The sequence below is a fragment of the Paenibacillus sp. FSL H8-0259 genome (assembly GCF_037963255.1).
Classification (GTDB): domain Bacteria; phylum Bacillota; class Bacilli; order Paenibacillales; family Paenibacillaceae; genus Paenibacillus_AQ; species Paenibacillus_AQ phytohabitans.
The window spans coordinates 3800820-3818736 of the sequence record NZ_CP150147.1; the positions used below are offsets into that span (position 1 = coordinate 3800820).

Genomic DNA, 17917 nt, shown 5'->3' on the forward strand with positions numbered 1-17917 from the left:
TTCAAGTGATTATAGTATAATACGCTCAAATACATAAGGTAACTGAATGTTTATCATATGAAACATGAGAAATTCTCATGCAAACTGTGGGGGTCAGCGATGAGTATAATCAAATACGAAGTGTTCCTCAAAGTGGTTGAACTGGGCAGTCTGACCAAAGCCGCCGAGGTGCTGGGCTTCACCCAATCCGGTATCAGCCATACGATCAGCAGCCTGGAGAGCGAATTTGGTTTTCCGCTGCTTGTGAGGAGCCGTTCCGGTGTCAAGCTGACTGTCAATGGGGAGCAGGTTATTCCGCCTATCCGCGAAATCCTCAAATGGAATGAGCAGCTGAAGCAGCAGGTGGCCGATATTCATGGTCTGGAGACAGGGACAATTACACTAGGCACCTTCACAAGCGTATCCGTTCACTGGCTGCCGGACATGATCAAACAGTTCCGCAAAGAGTACCCATACATTGAATTCAAGCTGATGGAGGGCGGATATCTGGAGATTGAGCAATGGATTGAGGCTGGTGTGGTCGACTGCGGCTTCCTGTCGCTGCCTACCCGGGAGAAGTTTGAGGTCTTTCCGCTGAAGCAGGACCGGATGCTGGCGATTCTTCCGTTGGACCACCCGCTGAGCAAAGCCCCGTACATGCCGCTGGCCCAGATCGCCTACGAGGATTTCATCATTCCGAGACCCGGCTCGGACTATGATGTGCAGCGGGTGCTGGAGAAGGCGGGGATTAAGCCGAACATCAAATTCTCGGCCGGGGATGACTATGCGATCATAGCCATGGTAGAGAAGGGGCTGGGCATCAGCATCCTCCCGGAGCTGGTCACCCGGTTCCAGAATCATAATGTGGCCATGCTTGAGCTGGAGGAACGGAGTTTCCGCTCATTGGGAATTGCCGTCAGCTCGATGAAATATGCTTCTCCTGCAACGAGACGATTCCTGCAGCATGTGCAGAGCTGGTCGTCCGGCCAAGAAGGGATTTGACTTGATAAATCCAGCGCAAAAAAGGCACGTTTTCAGTTTTGAAAACGTGCCTTTTTGCAATGCGCATCATTTGCTTAATTTGCGTCCTTCTTTGTCGAGAAACAACAGCTCGTAGTATTTTTTCGGCCGCCCTTTACTGTTGTCACGTTTTTCAAATACCGTTTGTACGTATTTTTTTTCTTCAATTTTGTTAAGGATACGGTTTGCACCTTTGACGGTCATGGACAGGCACCCAGCAACATCCTCAGAGGATAATTTATTTGTTCTCATAATTTCTGCGTAGGACATGATTTTCTGCAAATTGATGTTGTTTATTCCAATATTTTTGGCCAATGCGATGATTTCCGGGTCCCCCTGTTCAGAGAACTGTATGACATTCATGCTCTGCATTGGGCCGATAACCTTCTGATCCTCGTTTATAAAAAAGCTGCAGCTGCCCGTGTAGGCTTTCGCCTGTCTGTAAGCTTTGGCGGCGTTTTCGTTAGCTTGAAAATATTCATGTCCCGAGCCCCACCCGATCTTCACCTTGTAGCTTACGTACAATTCCAGATACTCCAGCAGTGAGCAGTTCTGCGCATTGGAGGTAATTTTCATGAAATTTCCGTAAGTGGTGTATAGTCTGACAAAGCCTTCCGAAATTTGGGCTGTGTCGGCAAGATTCACGCTATGCAGAAACCTGCCAACCAGGGCTTTCAGCTCTTGAAGCTGATCTTCAGATGGTGGCTGCTCATTGTGGACCGATAAGTATGCGACAACTGCCCGCTGGTTCTTAAGCTTGAGGATGGTAATCTCGTTGATGATCTCGCTTAGGGTCTCTTTAACATCTTCCAAAGTGGGCCGGATCAAGATATATCTGACTCCGTGCTTTTTGAGCTCTGGAACAAAGTGGCCGAACGCTGTAATGGACAGGTCTATTTTTTGGGCTTCCCACAAAGTGATATGGTTCTCCAGCATGGTCTCCACCCGTTCGAACAAATCTCCGCTGTCAACAGGCTTCCCTTCATGAGTCAGGTATTGCTGGAATTCACTGAAGGAATCGATAACATACGCATAATCCACATAGATCCTCGATATATCAAGCCCGGGCTCTGTCACCAGCACCCGGAAGAGTTCTCTATATAGAAGGTTCTCATTATCCTGCAAAATGTGAATAGGGACCTTCTCATCCAGGCAATCCTTATCTATTGACTCATAAAGCATCCTGCCGCTGACCACAAATCCATCCACCGAATCTAAGTTCTGCAGATACAGGTCTGTTGTTTGTCCGAAGGTGCTGATGGTAAGGAACCGGAACTGGCATATGGGCCGCATTTCTTGTTCAATGGCGCGGAAATAATCCATATGGCTCTCTGGCGTGATAATACCCAGCTTGATTTTCATAGTATATTCCTTTCAAAAGACAATGCAATCAAAAGAGTTATATCACAATAAATGTGATATTACAACGTTCCGGCACCTTTAAAATAATGTTCTTAAAATGTCTAATAATCTCTTGACAGCGAATGAATTTAAAAGTACGATAAAATCGTTCTTAAAAAGTCTTAAAATGTGAAGGAGGCCATTTAAACTCTGTACTTACATTCATTCAATTTGTGTTTTGGGAGATGTTATTGTGATTGAAGAAGCTGGAGACGATTTGAGTATGGCTCATCAGCTGCAGGACAAATTGGTCATGTACAGGCATCATCTTCATGCGATTCCGGAGCTTGATTTAAGTTTGCCCAGAACAACGGCCTACGTCAAAGAGGTGTTGGAGTCGATGGGTCTTAAGCCCGCTCCCGTAGGGGAATCAGGGCTAACAGTTACCATTGGCGGACAGCATGACAGGAAGGTGGTTCTTCTCCGTGCAGATATGGACGCTTTGCCCATTTCAGAGGAAACGGAGCTTTCTTACGCGTCGTTGAACGGGAACATGCATGCTTGCGGTCATGACATGCATACTTCCATGCTGCTGGGAGCGGCGGAGATCCTGAAGGCTAACGAAGAGCAGCTTCGCGGGACGGTTAAGCTTATGTTTCAGCCGGGTGAAGAGACGCTGCACGGGGCAAAAATGATGCTTGAGAGCGGGATTCTCGACAATCCTAAAGTGGATGCAGCCATGATGCTTCACGTGTTGACCGGAATGCCACTTCCTATCGGACAATTTGTAGTGCCTGAGGAAGGTGGAGCGATTTCTGCTTCTTCGGATTGGTTCGAAATCATCATCCGCGGACGGGGCTCACATGGCGCAATGCCCGAGGCCGCAGTGGACCCCTTAAATGTGGCTGCTCATCTTCATCTGGCGCTGCAGGGTATACTTAGCCGGGAAATTTCGCCGATTGATAATGCAGTCCTTACCATAGGCGTGATGGAAGGCGGAAGTACAAACAATGTGATTCCCGATACGGCCAGAATGAAAGGCAGTGTACGCACATTTAACACCGCATTGCGGGATAAAGTGGAGACCCGAATCCGCGAAATTAGCGCAGGGATCGGAGAAACTTTTCAGGCCAAGGTGGAAGTGATCTATACCAGAGGCTGTCCTGAAGTGAAAACGGATGGCAGGCTTAATGAGCAAATGAGGGTTTCGATTGCAAATACCTTTGGTGACGGTTCCTACATTGGTATAACCGAACTGGTACCCGGCGGCAAATTAATGGGCTCGGAAGACTTCGCGTTTGTCTCACAGGCGGTGCCAAGTACCACAGTGTTTCTTAACGCAGGCAATATCGAAGATGGTTATCGTTACCCTGTACACCATCCAAAGACGATGTTCTCGGATGAGGTGCTTCATAGAGGGGCTGCGGCTTACGCAGCTTTTGCCAGAGACTGGCTTGAAAGTAACAGATAAGCTCTAAACCAAACTTAGGAGGAATTACAATGACAGAGAGACGGATGATTGGACCCACCAAATTTGAAGAGTACTCGGAGAAATACAAGGAATTCCTGTTAATGACCCGCCGTGACGGAATCCTTGAAGTGCGTCTTCACACCGACGGAGGATCGTACACGCACAATTGGGAAGCTCATACCGCCTGGTCTCATGCCTGGTCAGATATTGGCCGTGACCCTGAGAACGAAGTCATGATTATTACGGGAACCGGGGATAAATGGCTGATTGGCGACCCTGAGGTCTGGAATACTAAATTCATGGACTGGCCGAAGCAAAAGAAGCTCGAACAGTATCATGAATCGCTGAGACTGCTTGAAAATCTGATCTTCTGCATTGACATCCCGACCATCGGGGCGGTCAACGGGCCGGGAACGCACTGTGAACTCGCAACGCTCTGCGATATTACCATTTGCACGGAAGACGCGGACTTTTTCGATCCGCATTATCTGGGAGGCACGCCTCCAGGAGATGGAATGCTGCTCACACTGCAGAGCATGATCGGTTTCAAAAAAGCAGCCTACTACGCATACACCGGCAAGAATATCAACGGTCAGACCGCCTTGGATCTGGGTATTGTCAGTGAAGTTCTGCCCCGTGAGCAGCTTCTTCCACGCGCTTGGGAGCTCGCGGAGATGATCATGCAGGCACCGCGTTCAACGAGACATCTGTCTCACTCCATTATCTCCCGGCCATGGAAGCAGGCTCTGGTCGCCGATCAGGGATTCCAGCTTGCCCACCAGATGTACGACATGGCTATTGATGAAGAAGGAGCACTGGAACGGCTGAAGAAAATGCAGGGACGCCTGATGGGCAACGATGTTCAATAGAAAGATGACGGGGCCTACTCGGCTCGAAGAATACTCGGAGAAGTACAAGGACTTATTCCTCATGACCCGCCGCGGCGGCATCCTGGAAGTGCGTATGCACACTGACGGGGGACCTTTACAATTCGACTGGCCGGTCCAAGCCGCTTATGGTCACGTATGGTCAGATATTGGCCGTGATCCTGAGAATGAGGTCATGATTCTTACAGGGACAGGAGAGTTATGGCAGACCGGCAATCCTGAAGTCTGGAATACGAAATTCATGGATTGGCCGAATCGCCGGAAGCTGGAAATGTACCATGAATCACTTAGAATGATTGAGAATATGGTTCATTGCCTGGACATCCCTACTATTGGGGTGATCAATGGCACGGGCTCACACTGGCAGCTGGGGACGCTGTGTGATATTACCATCTGTGCGGAAAACACAGCGTTCTTCGATGCCCATTACCTGGGCGGTGTACCGCCCGGAGACGGAATTGTCTTAGCACTTCAACAACTGCTGGGAACCAAGAAAGCGGCATTCTACGCATATACGGGGATGAACATTAATGCTCAAGCGGCATTAGACCTCGGTCTGGTCAGTGAGGTGCTGCCTCGTGAACAGCTTCTTCCACGCGCGTGGGAGCTGGCAGAAAGAATCATGCAGGCGCCCCGCTCGGTAAGACATCTTACACATTCGATTGTGTCGCACCCGTGGAAAAAAGCCCTTGCCCATGATCAGGGTCTACAGATTACTCACCAATTGTATGACATGGCCATGGATGATGAGGGGATTCATGAGCGGCTCATGAAGCTCAAGGAACGTTTTCAGAGGAATGGGCAATAGCCAGAAGGGGGATAAGGGTGCTATGAGATCTTTGACTGAGCTATTTAAGATTGGCAGTGGACCGTCCAGCTCCCATACTATGGGGCCGGAGAAGGCGGCCAGGATCTTCAAATCAGAGAATGAAGACGCAGATGAGTTCAAGGCGTTGATCTATGGTTCCCTTGCCAAAACAGGCAAAGGCCATTTGACGGACAAGGCTATTCTTAGAGCACTTTCACCCGTTCCGGCGGAGGTTGAATTTGTTCCACAGGCAGATTTTGTTCTGCCCCATCCCAATACGATGGATTTGTTCGCTTACAAAGACGGGCGCCAAATCTCATCCATGCGTGTCGTCAGTATCGGCGGCGGGGACATCGTTATTGAGGGACGGGAGGAGATGCAAACGCCAGATGTCTACCCTGAGAACAGCTTTGCTGAGATCAGCACCTTTTGTAACGCCAATCATATTCGTCTAAGCGATTACGTCGAGCAGCGCGAAGGCAAACAGATCTGGGATTTCCTCCAAGGAATCTGGGAAGCGATGAAGCGTTCGATTGACGAAGGGCTGTCTGTCACAGGTATTCTGGAGGGCGGTCTTGAGGTCGAACGCAAGGCGAAATATCTGTATCATCAGCGGGATATGGATGAGAGCCCGGAGACGAGGGAGAACAGGATCGTCAGCGCGTACGCTTTTGCTGTCAACGAACAGAATGCCGCCGCTGGCACAGTCGTAACGGCCCCGACCTGCGGGGCCAGCGGTGTCGTGCCCGCTTCGCTCCGTTATATGCAGGAGAAGATGCAGGTCCCGGACGAACAGATCCTCCGGGCTCTGGCCGTCGGCGGGCTCATTGGCAACCTGGTCAAGCAGAACGCCTCCATCAGCGGCGCTCAGTGCGGCTGCCAGGCGGAGGTTGGCACGGCTTGCTCTATGGCAGCGGCTGCACTGGCTGAACTGTCCGGTATGGAGATTGACCAGATTGAGTATGCGGCGGAGGTTGCTATGGAACACCACTTGGGGTTAACCTGTGATCCGATTAACGGACTCGTTCAAATCCCTTGCATTGAGCGGAATGCTGTCGGTGCGATGCGGGCGATCAATGCGCTGAGCCTGGCCAAATTCTTGTCTGGTACCCGTAAGATATCCTTTGATCTGGTTGTACAGACCATGTATGAGACAGGCCTGGATATGAACAGCAGGTACCGCGAAACTTCAGAAGGCGGGCTCGCTAAGCTCTACAAAGCTGACAGTTAAATGATACTTCCATGATCATGTGGCTGTAATTTCATACTTGTGTAATGTAACGAAGAACGTCCCGTGCTGCCGGTTGGCAGAAAGGACGTTCTTTTTTTGGAGGCTATACAGGGCAGGCTGCTGCTTCAAGAAGCAATTTGACGGGGCGCCGCTTGGATGAGAAAATGTATGCGTGTACATGGAGTGTGATTTCAACAGAGGAGGCTTCAAATGGAACAGCTACGCATTGGAATGATAGGTTATAAATTCATGGGCAAGGCCCACAGCAACGCCTACCGCAGTCTGCCGATGTTCTTCCCGAAGGCCGTCAAACCGCAAATGTCCGTCATCTGCGGACGCAATGAAGAAGCGCTGAAGGAGGCGGCAGACCAGCTGGGCTGGTCGGAGAGTGTAACCGACTGGAAAGAGCTGATCGGGCGTGACGATATTGATCTAATCGACATCAATGCGCCGAGCAATGCCCATAAGGAGATTGCGCTGGCGGCTGCTGCTGCAGGCAAGCATATTTTCTGCGAGAAGCCGCTGGCGCTGAATCTGGCAGATTCGCGAGAAATGCTCCAGGCTGCAGAGGCGGCCGGCATTGTTCATATGGTTGGCTTCAATTACCGTTTCTCCCCGGCGGTCAGGCTGGCGAAACGGCTGATCGAGAGCGGGCGGCTGGGAAAGATCTATCATTTCCGTGCCTGGTTCCTGCAGGACTGGATTCTCGACCCTGAATTCCCGCTGGTCTGGCGGCTGCAGAAGGAGATTGCCGGTTCAGGATCGCATGGGGATCTGGGGGCCCATCTGATTGATCTGGCCCATTTCCTGGTAGGGGATGTGCAGGAGGTCATCGGCATGAGTGAGACGTTCGTCAAGGAACGGCCCCTGGCAACGGAGATGACAGGTCTCAGCGCCCGGGCCAGCAAAGATGCACCGCGCGGCGCGGTAACGGTGGATGATGCTACTTTGTTCCTGGCCCGTTTTGCAAACGGCGCATTGGGCAGCTTTGAGGCGACACGGTTCGCGGCCGGGCATCGTTCGACCAATTCTTTTGAGATCAATGGCAGTCTGGGCAGTGTGAAATTCGACTTCGAGCGGATGAACGAACTGGAGGTCTATCTGACCTCGGATGATGAGGATGTGCAGGGCTTCCGGAGAGTGCTCGCCACCGATCCCGCACATGACTATGCTGAAGCCTGGTGGCCGCCGGGTCATACGATTGGATTTGAGCACACATTCATTCACGAGATGCTGGAGCTGTCAGGTGCCATTGCCGAAGGCCGTCAGCCGGAGCCGAATTTCCGGGACGGTGTGAAATGCCAGGCTGTACTGGAAGCTGTGGAACGTTCGATTGAAGAGCGGCGCTGGGTTCCGATATCTGAAATGTAGATTCTAAATGTAAAAAGGGGCTGTCCCAAAAGCCATGAAATGGCTGCTTGGGACAGCTCTTTATTTTGTAGTAGGATCAACGTGAGCACATGAGTGGACGCTGCGCGAACGGACCGTTGTTCCAATCGCTGTGGTCTCCAGATTTTTTTCATTCCCCTTAGCGGTGAAAATCCGGAGACCAAGGCGACCGCTGCCGCTTTTCCGCAATCGTTCCGTCCTCTCCGCTGTTTAAGCGAGAAAAGTTTCTTCAAATCTTTCTAAAATCACAAAAAGAAACCGTCCTTTGGTAAAATGGAGTTACCACACAACCATTTCAAAGGAGAGGTTTCTTTGTACATTCAATATACCTGGACCAACTTTGCTTGCCAATGGATCTGGAAGAAGATATCCCGGAAAATCACCTCGTTCGCGTCGTGAATGCCGCCGTCAATCGGTGGACAACGCCATTTTTGACGCGGCCTATCCCGGCGGCGGCCGTGACAGCTACCATCCTAAAATGCTCACCAAAGTCATCATCTACTGCTAGTATACATCAAAGACCGACCGACACCCGCTGTTTAGAGCCGCATCTGGAAAAAGCCCAGCAAATCCTCGGGAATGGCCAAAGACAGTCATTGCGGATGCAGGCTACGGCAGCGAAGAAAACTACGCCTATCTGGAAAAGAAAGAGATACAGGCGGTGGTGAAGTACGGCAGCTACCACAAGGAAAAGACTAGAGCCTGGAAAGCGAATGTTTGTAAAATCGAAAACTGGACATACGATACAGCCGAGGATCACTGGACGTGCCCAGCTGGGAACAGGCTGCATTTCCACAGGGAAAGCAAGGAGACCCTAGAGAGTGGCTAAGAAATTCGCAGACGGCATTACCGAAGCAGCTCCTGTGAAGGCTGCCCCCTAAAGGAGCGTTGCACGAAAGCGGCAGGAAATCGGGAAGTGGTCGTCAGCGTGAACGACTGCGATACCAGAAACAGGCGCGTGAAATTCTACGGAGTGAAGAAGGTTACACCTTGGCCGTACGATGACCAAAAACGCAGAGCAGCGATCCTCCAATAACGGGAGAATCGCTGCTCTGTTCACTTTTTGTAACATTCAGAATGAAGAGAACGGTCTTCCGCCGTAGAAAACCTACTTTTGGGACAGCCCCTATGGCTATTTACGAACCATAGAAGGTGTCTGGCCTTTGTACTGCTTATAGAGCTTCGTGAAATAATTGGGATTGTCACAGCCGACTCTGCCGGAAATCTCTGTAATGCTGAAGCCGGTCTCCCGCAGCAGCCGCTCGGCTTCATCCATCCGGCACAGGTTCACATAGTCAATGAAGGTGCGTCCGGTCAGCTTCTTGAAGGTTTTGCAGAAATGGAAAGCGTTCAGATTGACAAAGCGGGCAGCACGCTCGACCGACATTTTCTGATCGACATGTGTTTCCAGGTATTCCAGCAGCGGCTTGAAGCGTTCGCGGTTGATAGAATGACGTTCACTCTGCTGGGCGGGGAAGGTACGGGACAGGAGTGTGAAGAATAAGTGGAGCTGGTTCTTCACCACGAGCTGAAAAGCCGGTTGTTTAGCCTGCACCTCCTCAATAATCCGCTCAAGCAAGGGATAATACGAGGCGCATTCCGGGTTGTGGACCACCGGCATGACCGGAAACTGATACTGATTGCTAAGATAAGGGGCCACAAATTGCTCATGCTGGGAATCCTGATTCCGGTCCTTGAACAATGAGGCATGAAAAACAATCGAGATATAAGAAACATCTCCGCTATACAAGCTATAGCCGACATGCAGCCCGCCGGAAGGTACCATGATTACGTCTCCGGGACCGGCTTCATACGGTTTGCTGTCCACATGAAAGATCGCCCTGCCTTCACGCATGACAATAATCTCGAAATGCTCATGCCAGTGCAGGAAAAGGATATTCTGCTCGGGCTTGGCGCCCTGGCACTGATTAAAGAACAAGCGGAATGGATAGATCTTCTCCTCGAGCGCAGGGTATTCCTTAAGTTCCTTCGGATAAGTCATGATGGCTTCAACTCCCACAAGATTCAGCTAGTTTAACACAAGATAAGAAGAGATTTTGCCCGAAATGAAGGATATACTTGGGTTGTTGAACTAACTATAAACCAATATTGGAGTGGTATACAAGATGCAGGATACAATGAGAATCGGGACACTGGTGGGAGGCGGGGATGCACTAAGAGTGATTCCACAAATTATAGGTCACGGGTTCGAATCATTCAGCCTGACCTTCTGGCAGACAACGGGAAACACGGATCTGACAGAAACTGCTGCACGGGTGCGTGAACTGGCTGCGGAGCATGATTTCGTGATCTCTTCTGTAGGGATATTCGGGAATCCGCTTACAGGCACTGGGGATAACTCGGATGCGCTGGGCAGCTGGGAACGGCTGATCGACCACGCCCATTTGTTTGGAACCGATATGGTCTCCGGCTTCACCGGACGACTGCCCGGGGTTTCGATTGAGGAGTCCATCCCGAAATTTGCAGAGGTGTTTGGTGAGCTCTCCAAAAGAGCCGCGGACCGTGGCGTCAGAATTGCCTTTGAGAACTGTTCCATGGATGGAAACTGGCAATCCGGAGACTGGAATATTGCCCATAACCCTACAGCATGGGAGAAGATGTTCAATGCGGTGAATGCCGATAATCTGGGTCTGGAATGGGAGCCCTGCCACCAGATGGTGCAGCTGATTGATCCGATTCCGCAGCTGCGCAAATGGACGGACAAAATTTTCCACGTGCACGGCAAGGACGCTACGATTGCCTGGGATATTATCAAGGAATACGGAATTCACGGACCTAAACCGTATGTGTGGCACCGGACACCGGGCTTCGGGGATACGAATTGGACTGATGTAATCTCGGTACTGCGGCAGGCCGGATACACAGGAACGATTGACATCGAAGGCTGGCATGATCCCGTTTACCGTGACGATCTGGAAATGACCGGCCAGGTTCATGCGCTCCATTATTTGAAGAATTGCCGGGGCGGCAGTTTCGTGCCAAATCCGGTCTAATCCAGAAAGCGGGGAACACCTATGACAGCAGAGTATCGTGTAGTTGTTGCGGGCTGTGGAGCGATGGCTAATGAATGGATCAGCTATGCGCTGAAGCATGCTGATATTGAAATCGTCGGCCTCGTAGATATCCGGGTGGAATCCGCGCAGGCTATGGCAGAGAAACATGGACTCACCTGCCCGGTATTTACAGATATATCACAGGCAATTGAAGCTACAGCGGCCAATCTGGTGTTCGATATCACCGTGCCTTCCAGCCATTTCAGTATTGCCAGTAAGGCACTGGAAGCCGGATGTCATGTCTTTACCGAGAAGCCGCTGGCGGAAACGATGGAGCAATGTAATGAAATCGTTAACATGGCCGGACGTACCGGGCTGAGCCATGCCGTCATGCAGAACCGCAGGTATGATCCGCATATCCGCTCTTTGCGCGGGCTAATCACCTCGGGAGTCATAGGGCGGACGGGCTCCATAAGCGCAAGCTTCTTTCTGGCTCCGCATTTCGGCGGCTTCCGGGAAGCGATGGACAGCCCGCTGCTCCTGGACATGGCCATCCATACCTTCGATCAGGCCCGCTTTATCAGCGGCGCCGATCCTGTAAGTGTGTACTGCCAGGAATTCAACCCTCCAGGATCGTGGTATGAAGGGAATGCGGCGGCTATCTGTATTTTTGAAATGTCAGACGGCTCCGTATTCTGTTATCAGGGCTCATGGTGTGCAGAAGGCGCGCCTACGTCCTGGGAAGCCTCATGGCGGGTCCAGGGGGAACGGGGGGCAGCCATCTGGGATGGCCGGGATATGCCGTATGCCGAGATTATCGGTGGCGGTGAAGCTGCCGGACAGTTCCTCAATGAATATGAGCGGGTAGAAGGGCCGGCTGTGCAGATGGAGGAGACCTTCCATCAGGGCTGTCTCGAAGAGATGTTCCGCTCGCTTGCGGAGCAGCGCCCAGCCGAGACCGACTGCCGCGACAACCGCTATAGTATGGCGATGGTGCTTGGCGCTTTGGAGAGTGCGCGGACAGGCAGCAAGCTGGACATTGCCGAATTCATCCGGAATGCCGAGCGGAATGTGCCGGAAAAATAAATTGTGCGGAAGAGGGAAGGGCAGCCGACCGGCGGCTCTTTTCTTTTGTGAAAGATAGGAAATCAGCGATTCTCTAAGAAACTTGTAACTGGTTACTGGTAGTGCTGGAACAAGACGAGTAGCGTGATGCGGACTGAGAATCCGTTATGCAAAATAAGTCACATAAATCCATCTGAATCTGACAATGCTGTATTCCTGATTACTCCAATTGAGATTACAATGAATACCAGGGTAGTGGATGCTAATCAAGGAGTGATCCGGTTGAATGAACCATTAAGAGTAGTGATTGGAAGCGGAGGTAGTCCGCACAACAAAGGATGGCTGCATACGGAAGAAACGGAACTGAATCTGCTGCGTGAAGTGGACTGGTCAGAGAAATTCCGCCCCGGCTCCCTGAAGGTCGTTCTTGCCGAACATGTCTGGGAGCATCTGACCTATGAGGAAGGTGTGCAGGCAGCCTGCAACTGTTATACCTATCTGGCTCCAGGCGGATATATCCGCTGTGCTGTTCCGGACGGATTCTTCCCGGATGAAGCTTATCAGAACATTGTGCAGATCGGCGGGCCGGGACCCCTGGACCATCCTGCTGCCTCTCACCGGATCGTACATACTTATATTACTCTGCAGAAGATGTTCACTGCCGCAGGGTATCAGGTTAAACTGCTGGAGTACTGTGATGAATCCGGCCAATTTCATGAATTTCCCTGGGATGAGCGCGGCGGTTTCATCTACCGGTCGAAGCGTTTTGATCACCGTAATACCGAGGGGAAGTTAGGTTTTGTTTCATTAATTGCAGATGCAGTTAAAGTGTGAGACTTGTATTTAAAAGTAACAAAAAGGCTGATCCGGTAGCAGAGAAATCTGCGTATGGATCAGCCTTTTTGCGTTCTTAATAACTAATGCCGGTTAGAACCCTTTATACTGCGGCTCTTCTTTCTCGATTTCGGCTACGCGGCCTTCCACCTGCTGGACAATCTGCAGCGTCTGCTCTGCAGCATTGGTGAACAGGGTTTTGGCTTCCTCGTTCTGGGTTTCCATGGCGAACTGCTCAAGACTGGCTTGGGCGCTCTTCAGCGAAGCTACGCAGGTTTTGACCTGTGATGCAACAGTCATTGGATCATTACCTCCTCGGGTCTGGGTTGGAACAGAATCTCACAGTGTAGTATCCGCATCCCTTAGCAGGACATACAGGTAACAAATCCCATTTGGCAGATAGTCTGTGCGCCCATTTGGCAGCAGGAATTTATTCTCTTGGTTATTTTCCGCCTGTTTTGACAAATAATGAAGCTGATGCGATATATGCGGGTAATGAATAACTTTACAGGAGGTTTTACGAATGCCGGAAGCACTGGAGGTCATTCTTCGGACAATTTTTGCTGTAGTAGTGCTTTTCTTCCTTACTAAAATACTGGGGAAGCGTCAGGTTTCACAGCTGTCTTTTTTCGAATACATTACGGGAATTACTATAGGCAGCTTGGCAGCATATATCTCGCTGGATACGGACAAAACCTGGCACCTCGGCCTGATTGCACTAATTGTCTGGGTTGCCTTCTCGTTCGGAATTGAATTCCTTCAGATCAAGAGCAAGAAAGCGCGGGATTTCATTGATTTCAAATCGACCGTACTGATCAAAGACGGTAAGATCCTGGAAGACAATATGAAGAAGGAGCGTCTGTCGACGGACGAGCTGCTGGAGGAGCTGCGCAAAAAGGATGTCTTCAAAGTGGCTGATGTTGAATTTGCCATTATGGAGTCGGACGGTGCGATCAATGTGCTGCTCACCCGTGAGAATCAGCCGCTTACACCCAAGCATCTTGGGATTAAGGTTGCTCCAGAGAGAGAGACTCAGGCTGTGATTATGGACGGCGAAATTATGGATGAACCGCTCGATACCCTGAATCTGTCGCGCGGCTGGCTGGAGGGGGAACTTGGTAAGCTTGATCTGAGCGTGGAGAATGTATTCCTGGGCCAGGTAGACTCTTACGGCGAGCTTACCGTAGATCTGTACACGGATAATGTGGAGGTTCAGCAGCCGCAGGACAAGCCCCAGCTGTATGCGCTGCTGAAGAAATGCGAAGCCGATCTGGAGCTGTTCAGCTTGTCAACGAAGCATAAAGAAGCCAAACAGATGTACGAAAATTGCTCAGAACAGCTGCAGACCTTGCTGAAGAAGCTGAAGCCGTTTATCCAAAATTGACACCAAATATTGATTGAAGCTAAGACCCCACATAGTGGGGTTATTTCCTATGCACATCGCTGTGAATCCAGAAGAGTCCGGCGGAAAATTCATAGAAAATTCTATAATTCAAAGAAATACAATAAAATGGTTCTGAAACCTCTGTACAATTACAAATATTTACTTATAGTGGAGATTAGATTGGCTGCTGCGAAAAAGAACACAAAGCAGTGATCTGCATAGTCGGGCAAAGGGAGGAACGCCATGGCGTATAGCTGCTGCACTTAGACAGACAAGTTTTCGTTGGAATTGCAACCGTAATGCAAACGCTGCAAATGGTTATTAAATAATCCAATACTTTGGAGGTTAATGTTAACGTGAAAATAAAAAAGCGATTTACTTATGCTTTAATGATTGCGCTTTCTTCAGTGCTCGTCTTGGGCGGGCTGCAATGGGGCATACCTTCAGCTGCTGCGGCAAGTCTGTTCAATGATGATTTTGAATCCGGCAGTGCAGGCAGCTGGACCAGTACCACAGGTACATGGTCTGTGATTCAGGATGGCAGCTCCAAGGTATATTATCAATCTGCCAGTACAGAAGGCCGCACCTCCGCAGGCAGCAGCACATGGACTGATTATAGTGTGCAAGCGGATGTGAAGGTGGATAACTTCAACGGAAGCAACCGGACTTATGTGTGCGGGCGGTATACGGACGGGAACAACTACTACGCAGCTTCTTTGTCGAACAGCAATGGCGGCACACTCGAAATCCGCAAAAAAGTCTCGGGTTCGAGCACAACGCTGGCCTCCAAAGACTTCGCGGTTTCTACAGGCACTGTGTACACAGTGAAGCTTGAGCTGAGTGGAGATTCAATAAATATGTATGTGAATAATGTGCTGCAATTAAATGCACACGATAACAATTTGACTGCCGGAGGCATTGGCCTTGTCGCTTACAAGACTTCAGTCAAATTCGACAATGTCGTAGTCAACGGGGCAGGTTCCACGGTTCCGACCGCTGCACCATCCGCAACACCAGCAGCGACAGCAACCGCAAGTCCAACTACCGCCCCTACAGCTACTGCGACTTCAGCACCTACGGCAACCCCTGTAAGTACACCAACAGCAACAGTAACACCGAGCACAGCACCAACTCCAGTTCCTACGGTCGCCCCGACGCCAACGGTAACACCGGTATCAGGAAGCCTGTATGTTGCACCCAACGGGGCAGCCGGTAATCCGGGTACAATTGGCAGTCCGACGACACTCTCTTCGGCACTTACCAGAGTGGCTGCCGGAGGAACAATTTACATGCGCGGAGGTACCTACTCCTTCACAGCCCCGGTAACGGTTGAGCGGGAGAACAGCGGAAGCTCCGGGCTGCGCAAGAACCTGGTGGCCTACGGAAGTGAGAAGCCGGTACTGGATTTCTCAGGAGAGACCTTTGCTTCTACTGAGCGCGGCCTGCAGATATTCGGACACTACTGGAATGTAAAGGGCCTTGAAGTGAAAGGGGCAGGAGATAACGGTATCTTCATCGGCGGTAACTACAACATTATCCAGAATGTTGAGGTTCATCATAACCGGGACTCCGGGCTGCAAATCAGCCGCTATTCCTCTACCTTGTCTAACATGGCCGATTGGCCCAGCTATAACCAGATCATCGGCGTGTATTCCCATGACAACTTCGATCCGGATAATGGCGAGGATGCCGACGGATTTGCCGCCAAGCTGACGATTGGACCCGGGAATGTGTTCGACTATTGCATCTCGGCCTGGAACACAGATGACGGCTGGGATCTCTATACCAAATCGGATACCGGCCCTATTGGGGTGGTCACGATCAAGAACAGCATTGCATATAAGAACGGCCAGACCTCGGACGGAAACAGCACAGCGAACAGTGACGGCAATGGCTTCAAGCTTGGCGGTGAAAAGATTGCTGTCAATCACATCGTGTTGAACAGCATCGCTTTTCAGAACAAAAAACACGGGTTCACCTACAATAGCAATCCAGGTTCCATTCAAATGACCAATAATACCTCGTGGAGCAATGGTCAGAGCAATTTTGCCTTTGATACAGGAACTCATCAATTTACGAATAATCTGAGTTTTGCCGGCGCTTCCAGCGATAAGACCAGCGGAACGGACATCCTCAGCACCAATGTATGGTGGAAAAGCAATGCCAGCACCAATGCCAAAGGCCTAAGCGTAAGCAGTAGTGATTTTGTCAGTCTTACACCTTCGGTCGTGAGAAATGCGGACGGTTCGTTCAGCCTCGGCAGCTTTCTGAAGCTGGCCGCCGGAAGTGATCTGATCGGATCAGGTACGCCAAGCGGTACGAACATCGGCGCTACGTTTCAATAAGCCGGATAACAGGACTGATTTCCATTTCCGGCCGGCAGCGGTATACTATAATCGGTTTCATAGGATCTAATTTGCTAAAGGGAGGATGCTGCCGATTATGGAATATGTGAAGCTGGGAACAACGGGACTGGATGTATCACGGATTTGTCTGGGGTGTATGAGCTACGGGGTGCCGGAGCGCGGAACTCATCCCTGGTCACTGAATGAGCAGGAGAGCCGGCCGTTTATCCGCAAAGCGCTGGAGCTGGGCATCAACTTCTTCGATACGGCCAACATTTATTCTGACGGTACCAGCGAAGAGATTGTCGGACGTGCGCTCAAGGATTTCACCTCCCGTGATGAGGTAGTCATTGCTACTAAGGTGCATGGTAAAATGCGCCCGGGCCCCAATGGCGGAGGCCTGTCGCGTAAGGCTATTATGAGCGAGATCGACCATAGCCTGAAGCGGCTGGGGACGGATTATGTGGATTTGTACCAGATTCACCGCTGGGATCCGTCGACACCGGTTGAAGAAACGATGGAAGCGCTGCATGATGTGGTGAAGGCGGGCAAAGCACGCTACATCGGAGCATCCTCGATGTCTGCCTGGCAGTTTCTGAAGGCACTGCATGTGGCGGAGCGGCACGGCTGGACACGATTCGTATCGATGCAGAATTATGTAAATCTGCTGTATCGTGAGGAAGAACGGGAAATGCTGCCGCTGTGCAAAGCGGAAGGGATCGGAGTGATTCCCTGGAGTCCGCTGGCCCGCGGGCGGCTGACCCGGGACTGGCAGGAGACGAGTACCCGATCGGAAAGTGACCAATTTGCTAAGCTGCTGTACTCCCGGACGGAGGAAGCCGACCGCCTTGTGGCGCTGAGAGTGAAGGAGATTGCTGAAGAACGGGGTCTTCCGCGTGCCCAGGTTGCACTAGCCTGGGTCCTCCAGAAGAAGCCGGTCACAGCACCGATTGTCGGAGCGACCAGCATGAGCCATCTGGAGGATGCTGCTGCAGCGGTATCGGTCACGCTCAGTCCGGAAGATGTACTCCGTTTGGAGGAGCCTTATATTCCTCATCCTGTGATGGGCTACTAAGGACAGATACAGCAACGATAATACACCGTTTAATGAAGGAGCCGGGATGATCCGGCTCCTTTTTTAATGAAATT

At 50.9% G+C, this 17917-nt stretch carries 16 protein-coding genes and 1 pseudogene; 14 read left to right on the forward strand and 3 right to left on the reverse strand.

Features of this window, described 5'->3' with window-relative positions; translation table 11 throughout:
• Positions 1 to 99 precede the first annotated feature (99 nt).
• Positions 100 to 981 (forward strand): LysR family transcriptional regulator, encoded by an 882-nt coding sequence (locus NSU01_RS16160; RefSeq protein WP_042136981.1) that lies wholly within the window; start codon positions 100 to 102, stop codon positions 979 to 981.
• A gap of 66 nt (positions 982 to 1047) precedes the next feature.
• On the opposite strand, the gene NSU01_RS16165 is transcribed toward NSU01_RS16160, so the two are convergent.
• A complete protein-coding gene (locus tag NSU01_RS16165; protein WP_042136983.1) occupies positions 1048 to 2361 on the reverse strand; it encodes a hypothetical protein in 1314 nt (437 codons plus the stop codon).
• A 232-nt stretch (positions 2362 to 2593) separates the two neighbouring features.
• On the opposite strand from NSU01_RS16165, the gene NSU01_RS16170 reads away from it, so the two are divergent.
• The 7 genes from NSU01_RS16170 to NSU01_RS16200 all read left to right on the forward strand — a co-directional run bounded on the left by NSU01_RS16170 (position 2594) and on the right by NSU01_RS16200 (position 9162).
• Positions 2594 to 3811: a M20 family metallopeptidase gene (locus NSU01_RS16170; RefSeq protein ID WP_256703912.1), complete on the forward strand. Its 1218-nt coding sequence runs from the start codon at positions 2594 to 2596 to the stop codon at positions 3809 to 3811.
• 29 nt (positions 3812 to 3840) lie between these two features.
• Positions 3841 to 4680 carry an enoyl-CoA hydratase/isomerase family protein gene (locus NSU01_RS16175; protein WP_042136985.1) on the forward strand — a complete coding sequence of 280 codons (840 nt, stop codon included), beginning with the start codon at positions 3841 to 3843 and terminating at the stop codon, positions 4678 to 4680.
• Positions 4670 to 5506, forward strand: a complete 837-nt coding sequence (locus NSU01_RS16180) for an enoyl-CoA hydratase/isomerase family protein (protein WP_076244946.1) — start codon at positions 4670 to 4672, stop codon at positions 5504 to 5506. Before NSU01_RS16175 ends, NSU01_RS16180 begins: the two co-directional genes overlap by 11 nt.
• 22 nt (positions 5507 to 5528) lie before the next feature.
• Positions 5529 to 6737 carry an L-serine ammonia-lyase gene (locus NSU01_RS16185; RefSeq protein ID WP_076244948.1) on the forward strand — a complete coding sequence of 403 codons (1209 nt, stop codon included), beginning with the start codon at positions 5529 to 5531 and terminating at the stop codon, positions 6735 to 6737.
• Between the two features lie 210 nt (positions 6738 to 6947).
• Entirely contained in the window at positions 6948 to 8108 is a 1161-nt protein-coding gene (locus tag NSU01_RS16190) for a Gfo/Idh/MocA family oxidoreductase (RefSeq protein ID WP_076244951.1), read from the forward strand.
• Positions 8109 to 8721: 613 nt separating this feature from the next.
• The gene (locus tag NSU01_RS16195) at positions 8722 to 8955 is read left to right on the forward strand and encodes a hypothetical protein (RefSeq protein ID WP_231575422.1); all 234 of its coding nucleotides are present in this window, start codon (positions 8722 to 8724) and stop codon (positions 8953 to 8955) included.
• Between the two features lie 3 nt (positions 8956 to 8958).
• The gene (locus NSU01_RS16200; RefSeq protein ID WP_231575423.1) at positions 8959 to 9162 is read left to right on the forward strand and encodes a transposase; all 204 of its coding nucleotides are present in this window, start codon (positions 8959 to 8961) and stop codon (positions 9160 to 9162) included.
• A gap of 96 nt (positions 9163 to 9258) precedes the next feature.
• Here NSU01_RS16200 and NSU01_RS16205 read toward each other — a convergent pair whose 3' ends face one another.
• The gene (locus NSU01_RS16205; protein ID WP_076244953.1) at positions 9259 to 10128 is read right to left on the reverse strand and encodes an AraC family transcriptional regulator; all 870 of its coding nucleotides are present in this window, start codon (positions 10126 to 10128) and stop codon (positions 9259 to 9261) included.
• A 124-nt stretch (positions 10129 to 10252) separates the two neighbouring features.
• Here NSU01_RS16205 and NSU01_RS16210 point away from each other — a divergent pair, with 124 nt between their 5' ends.
• The 3 genes from NSU01_RS16210 to NSU01_RS16220 all read left to right on the forward strand — a co-directional run bounded on the left by NSU01_RS16210 (position 10253) and on the right by NSU01_RS16220 (position 13039).
• A complete protein-coding gene (locus tag NSU01_RS16210; protein ID WP_076244956.1) occupies positions 10253 to 11140 on the forward strand; it encodes a sugar phosphate isomerase/epimerase in 888 nt (295 codons plus the stop codon).
• Positions 11141 to 11161: 21 nt separating this feature from the next.
• Positions 11162 to 12226 carry a Gfo/Idh/MocA family oxidoreductase gene (locus NSU01_RS16215; RefSeq protein ID WP_076244958.1) on the forward strand — a complete coding sequence of 355 codons (1065 nt, stop codon included), beginning with the start codon at positions 11162 to 11164 and terminating at the stop codon, positions 12224 to 12226.
• Positions 12227 to 12445: 219 nt separating this feature from the next.
• The gene (locus NSU01_RS16220; RefSeq protein ID WP_076245007.1) at positions 12446 to 13039 is read left to right on the forward strand and encodes a protein distantly related to SAM-dependent methyltransferase; all 594 of its coding nucleotides are present in this window, start codon (positions 12446 to 12448) and stop codon (positions 13037 to 13039) included.
• Positions 13040 to 13132: 93 nt separating this feature from the next.
• Here the strand turns inward: NSU01_RS16220 and NSU01_RS16225 are convergent, their stop codons facing one another.
• Complete coding sequence (locus tag NSU01_RS16225) at positions 13133 to 13339, reverse strand: DUF1657 domain-containing protein (RefSeq protein WP_042136998.1); 207 nt, start codon at positions 13337 to 13339, stop codon at positions 13133 to 13135.
• Positions 13340 to 13562: 223 nt separating this feature from the next.
• Between NSU01_RS16225 and NSU01_RS16230 the strand changes: the two genes are divergently transcribed.
• The 3 genes and pseudogenes from NSU01_RS16230 (at position 13563) to NSU01_RS16240 (ending at position 17843) form a co-directional block, all read left to right on the forward strand.
• Positions 13563 to 14423, forward strand: a complete 861-nt coding sequence (locus NSU01_RS16230) for a DUF421 domain-containing protein (protein WP_042136999.1) — start codon at positions 13563 to 13565, stop codon at positions 14421 to 14423.
• 1175 nt (positions 14424 to 15598) lie between these two features.
• Positions 15599 to 16768: pseudogene (locus NSU01_RS16235) on the forward strand (right-handed parallel beta-helix repeat-containing protein); the annotation flags it as partial.
• 97 nt (positions 16769 to 16865) lie between these two features.
• Positions 16866 to 17843 (forward strand): aldo/keto reductase, encoded by a 978-nt coding sequence (locus NSU01_RS16240; protein WP_042141158.1) that lies wholly within the window; start codon positions 16866 to 16868, stop codon positions 17841 to 17843.
• The last annotated feature ends 74 nt before the right edge of the window (positions 17844 to 17917 follow it).

What these genes read in the sequence shown, in the direction of transcription:
- NSU01_RS16160 (WP_042136981.1), top strand. Translation starts at nt 100, where the DNA reads ATGAGTATAATCAAATACGAAGTGTTCCTCAAAGTGGTTGAACTGGGC.
- NSU01_RS16165 (WP_042136983.1), bottom strand. Translation starts at nt 2,361, where the DNA reads ATGAAAATCAAGCTGGGTATTATCACGCCAGAGAGCCATATGGATTAT.
- NSU01_RS16175 (WP_042136985.1), top strand. Translation starts at nt 3,841, where the DNA reads ATGACAGAGAGACGGATGATTGGACCCACCAAATTTGAAGAGTACTCG.
- NSU01_RS16180 (WP_076244946.1), top strand. Translation starts at nt 4,670, where the DNA reads ATGTTCAATAGAAAGATGACGGGGCCTACTCGGCTCGAAGAATACTCG.
- NSU01_RS16185 (WP_076244948.1), top strand. Translation starts at nt 5,529, where the DNA reads ATGAGATCTTTGACTGAGCTATTTAAGATTGGCAGTGGACCGTCCAGC.
- NSU01_RS16190 (WP_076244951.1), top strand. Translation starts at nt 6,948, where the DNA reads ATGGAACAGCTACGCATTGGAATGATAGGTTATAAATTCATGGGCAAG.
- NSU01_RS16205 (WP_076244953.1), bottom strand. Translation starts at nt 10,128, where the DNA reads ATGACTTATCCGAAGGAACTTAAGGAATACCCTGCGCTCGAGGAGAAG.
- NSU01_RS16210 (WP_076244956.1), top strand. Translation starts at nt 10,253, where the DNA reads ATGCAGGATACAATGAGAATCGGGACACTGGTGGGAGGCGGGGATGCA.
- NSU01_RS16215 (WP_076244958.1), top strand. Translation starts at nt 11,162, where the DNA reads ATGACAGCAGAGTATCGTGTAGTTGTTGCGGGCTGTGGAGCGATGGCT.
- NSU01_RS16220 (WP_076245007.1), top strand. Translation starts at nt 12,446, where the DNA reads ATGAATACCAGGGTAGTGGATGCTAATCAAGGAGTGATCCGGTTGAAT.
- NSU01_RS16225 (WP_042136998.1), bottom strand. Translation starts at nt 13,339, where the DNA reads ATGACTGTTGCATCACAGGTCAAAACCTGCGTAGCTTCGCTGAAGAGC.
- NSU01_RS16230 (WP_042136999.1), top strand. Translation starts at nt 13,563, where the DNA reads ATGCCGGAAGCACTGGAGGTCATTCTTCGGACAATTTTTGCTGTAGTA.
- NSU01_RS16240 (WP_042141158.1), top strand. Translation starts at nt 16,866, where the DNA reads ATGGAATATGTGAAGCTGGGAACAACGGGACTGGATGTATCACGGATT.